The 4106-nt window shown below is 30.9% G+C and carries 2 protein-coding genes; both read right to left on the bottom strand.

Annotated features, from left to right (window positions below; all coding sequences use genetic code 11):
• Window positions 1-2718 (bottom strand): chondroitinase family polysaccharide lyase (locus tag ACRDDY_RS09440; RefSeq protein WP_438564700.1); only part of this gene is annotated, 2718 nt, incomplete at its 3' end.
• 72 nt (window positions 2719-2790) lie between these two features.
• Window positions 2791-4106, bottom strand: a 1316-nt coding sequence (locus ACRDDY_RS09435) for an extracellular solute-binding protein (RefSeq protein WP_438533331.1), incomplete at its 5' end; no start/stop codon positions are given.

Raw genomic sequence — 4106 nt, 5'->3', positions numbered from 1 at the left:
CATGACCCCATTCTTATCATATTGCTCCTCATCTCTTCCCTCATATAATCTTAAGTCTGGATCAACAAAACTCATTTGTATCTCTTTGCCTTTTTCTTGAAGAAGAATCATTGATGGAGTATCTACAGATTCAATAAATCTATTATTTTGCACTTTTCCACTTTCAAATAGTGCGTACCCTATCATATCACTCTTTAAATCTTTTACAATATGACTACTGTTATCTTGATTTAAGACCTGGTATTTTGAACTTTTTTTAAAGTCCTCTTGTTCCTCCTTTGTCCCTTTTATCAAAATGCTATAGTGATACTTCCCATTTTTAGGTGCTTTCCCATGATTTATATAAGCTAATTCATAGTTATTCTCTGTTTTTTCACCACTGTTTTGATCTTTTGACTCCTGTTTTCCTTTTTTTAGAACTACATCTCCCTCTACAATCTTATACAAATTATTTTGAGAATCTATAATTGCATCTTCCTTTTGAATATAACTATTTTTCAAATTTTGCCCTAAGTAATTTTGGAAAAGAGTTGTATGAGTTTCATTTTCACTGTCATTGTTTTCAATGCCACTTCCTAATAAAATAGCTTTATGGTTAAAGAAAAACACTGATTTTCTAGCTCTATGAGTTCCATTATATTTTGGATGTTCATGAAGTTTCATTGCAAACATACCATTATCGTTTAAAGAGTTTCCACCAGAATATGTTTCATCTGAAAGTAACATCTCCTCAACTCCACTTTTAGTATCCACTTGTGAGATATTCGATTTTAGCTTTTCAAAAGGCACATCTATAGCTGTTGTTCCTGGGAAATGCTTCCAGTCCCATCCCTCTTGCACATATCCACTCTCTTTTAATGAACCTTCTAAAATTTGAAATGCTCCATAGCTCATATATCTACCATATAAGTTATTTTTTATATACGTTTCATTTCCTACTAAATACCTACTATAGCCTTTCACTCCTGCTAGCCACTCTTTTCTTCTATGAAGTTGTAAAGAACCCATATTCATTGTCCACGAACCTTGAGGAGCCCTCTCCTCTTTTAACCCCATATTTCTAAATTTCTCAGCACTTTTCCCTTGAGGATCAAGCCTTAAATAAGCTTGTGCTAACTCTTTATCCACACCTCCTTCTCCACTTAAAGCCATTAATCTAAAACCTTCTGAATCTATTTTAAATTTCCCATTAGGATGTCTTCCTGTTAAAGATAGTAGATAATTATATTTGTTAGAATACAATCTTGTTGTTAAAACTGAATTTTTGACTATTTTATATTGCTCTCCTGTAACTGCATAAGATGTCCCATTTAAATAGTATATTATAGGAACTAAACCTTCAAAAGCACCTTTTGCATAAGCTGGATAATTTTGCATATGATGAAAAACTGTACCGTCATATTTAAATCCTCCTAAAACTCCTGGAGAGTATTTTATAGTATTCATTAAATAACTTTGAAGTTGATAAAGCTCTTTAGATTCCTTTTCTTTACTTTCATTTAAAAGTATTGCAGTTAACATTCCTGGAAGCATTGTATTTAATACATCTATATTCACACCTTTTAAATTTTCTTTAGGTGTATATATCATTCCCATTGCACTATACCAAGTTACCATCTCTTTAGCTTTATTTACTGTTTCTAGTTTAACAAGAGGCTCTTTCATTAAAAATATGGCATCATAAATCTCTCTCATTTGATAACCTAAATGATGAATCGTTCCCTGAGAACTTCCTTTTGTCCAACCTTGATCATACATATATTCTAAACTCTCATTGAAAAGTTTAGCAATTTTCTCTTTTTCTTGAACATTATCTGTAGAATTATACATATATGCTAACTCTCTTAAATATATTCCAAACTCTTTTGTTGCTATATATTTTATTTTTTCTTTCTCTTCTGGTTTTAAATCTTTATAAATAACTAATCTTTGAATAAATTCTAAGTTTATTTTTTTATACTCTGAAAACTCCATCTCTTTTTCAGCTATAAGTTCAGGTGTTACTTGAACTTTTTTTAAAAGTTTTTCTCTGTATCTTTTTTCAACTTTTTTTATGCCCTCTGTTTCACTTTCATTTAAAACAATCTTCTTTTCATTTTTATCTATCTGATTATAATTTTTATATAGCGCCATCCAATGAGCATTTGCAGCAGTATCTGCCTCTAAATTAATAAAATCTACCTGTTCATCTCTTGCATTATGTCTTGGATCTATTAATACTGATGGTATAATTTGATCTATTAATATCTCTCCACTTTCATTAGGTGCTACAAAAGTTATTTCATCCATTCCTTCAATAGGTTCACCTTTCATATCTCTATCATACTGAATCCACATAGTTCTCCAACCTTTAAAATTCATTTTTATTGGAAACCAACATTTTACTATCCCATCTTTCTTAAACTGTACTAACATCTCTCCATCAATAGGTTCTTCATTATATATCCACATACTATAACTACTTCTTGCTTTTTCTTGTTCACCTGTTTTAAAAACTGTGTACCCTACATCACCTAAAATACTTAAAGCTTCACCTTTTTTAAACTTCCATTTTAAAGAGCTCTCTCCATCTTTATATTTTTCCTTAGATATTGATATAGAATCTTTTACATCTACCTTTATATTTTTAGGCATTTCATTTTCAAATTGATATACTTTTAGATCTTTAGCGTATAAAACTCCTGTTAACATAATCGCTCCTAATACAATTTTTTTCATTTTACTCCCCCTCTTACCAATATATAAACTCTATAAAAAAACTAGGTAATTCTACCTAGTTTTTTTATGTTTTTATTTAACACTATTGTAGTGGTTGTAGCCTTGTTGTACTATCTCTTTTGCTCTTTCAATACCATTTTGTTGAATTCTACTCATATAAGTATCCCAATCTGCATCTACATCTGAAACACCTAAAATCCATTTTTGCATATATTCCTCTGTTGTTTGATTTACAAGTGCCATAATTTTATCCAACTCTTTTATATCTTTTGGACTATATTTTAATATAGGTAAAGGTCTCTTTGTATTTCCATCCTTCATATACATTTCAAAACCTTGTTTTGCAATATCATTTGAATATTGGAATTCATATTCAGCATCTTGTTGTACTCCTGGTCCTGAAACTTGAGCTCCAACCTCTTGTAAAACTTTTAAAGGTCCTTTTCCATCTGGATTTTTTAATACATAATCTGTAAATACTGGTTTCCCATCTACCATTGTATAATGCTTTCCTTCAATACCAAAGTTCCAAGTTCTTCTTCCCTCTTCAGAGAACCACCAATCCATAAACTTAATAGCTTGCTCTGGATTCTTTGAAGCTGCCGATATTCCCCAACCAATCTCTGGAGTTGTATTTCTTCCCACTGTTACACTCTTCACTCCATCTTTTATCTGTATTGGTTCCATTGGATAAAATTCAAATCCTGGTATTTGTCCTGTTGATAAGCTATTATAACTAGCTGTACTTCCAAACCAGTCTAAAGTCATTCCCCCCATATTTGTTGGTAAAACTGCATCTCTTGCTCCCCAACCTCTAGTGAAAACCTCTTTATCTATAAGACCTTTTTTATACCAATCTGCTGATAATTTTACTGCCTCTTTAAAATTTGGATCTAAAGTTGCAAAAGTAACTTGATCATTTTCTACATAAAATGTTTTATATGGTCTTGCACCAAAAATTCCTGTTAAGTTATTTAATGCCGCTTGAATATTTCCACGTACAAAGATTCCAACTTCATCTTTTCTTCCATTTCCGTTGGCATCCTGCTCTTTAAATATTGTTAAAGCATTCTCAGTCTCTTCTAATGTTTTTGGAACTGGTAATCCAAACTTTTTTAACCAATCAGTTCTTATAAAAAGTCCTGATGATACACTAAGTTTATCTAAATCATAATATGTTGGAATTGCATAAATTTTTCCGTCTAATGAGTACATATCTTTTCTATACAAAGGATTTTCCTCTATAAACTTCTTTATATTTGGTGCATGCTTATCTATTAAATCATTTAAAGGAATCATTCCTCCATCGCTACCTAACTTCTCTAAATCTGGAACTCTATAAGCTATAATATCTGAGAAATCATTAGAAGCTAGCATAAGATTATAAG

The sequence above is a fragment of the Clostridium sp. genome, from assembly GCF_051656525.1.
Lineage (GTDB): Bacteria > Bacillota > Clostridia > Clostridiales > Clostridiaceae > Clostridium.
The sequence above is the reverse complement of the archived record's forward strand: the minus strand, read 5'-3'. Positions and strand labels throughout refer to the sequence as shown.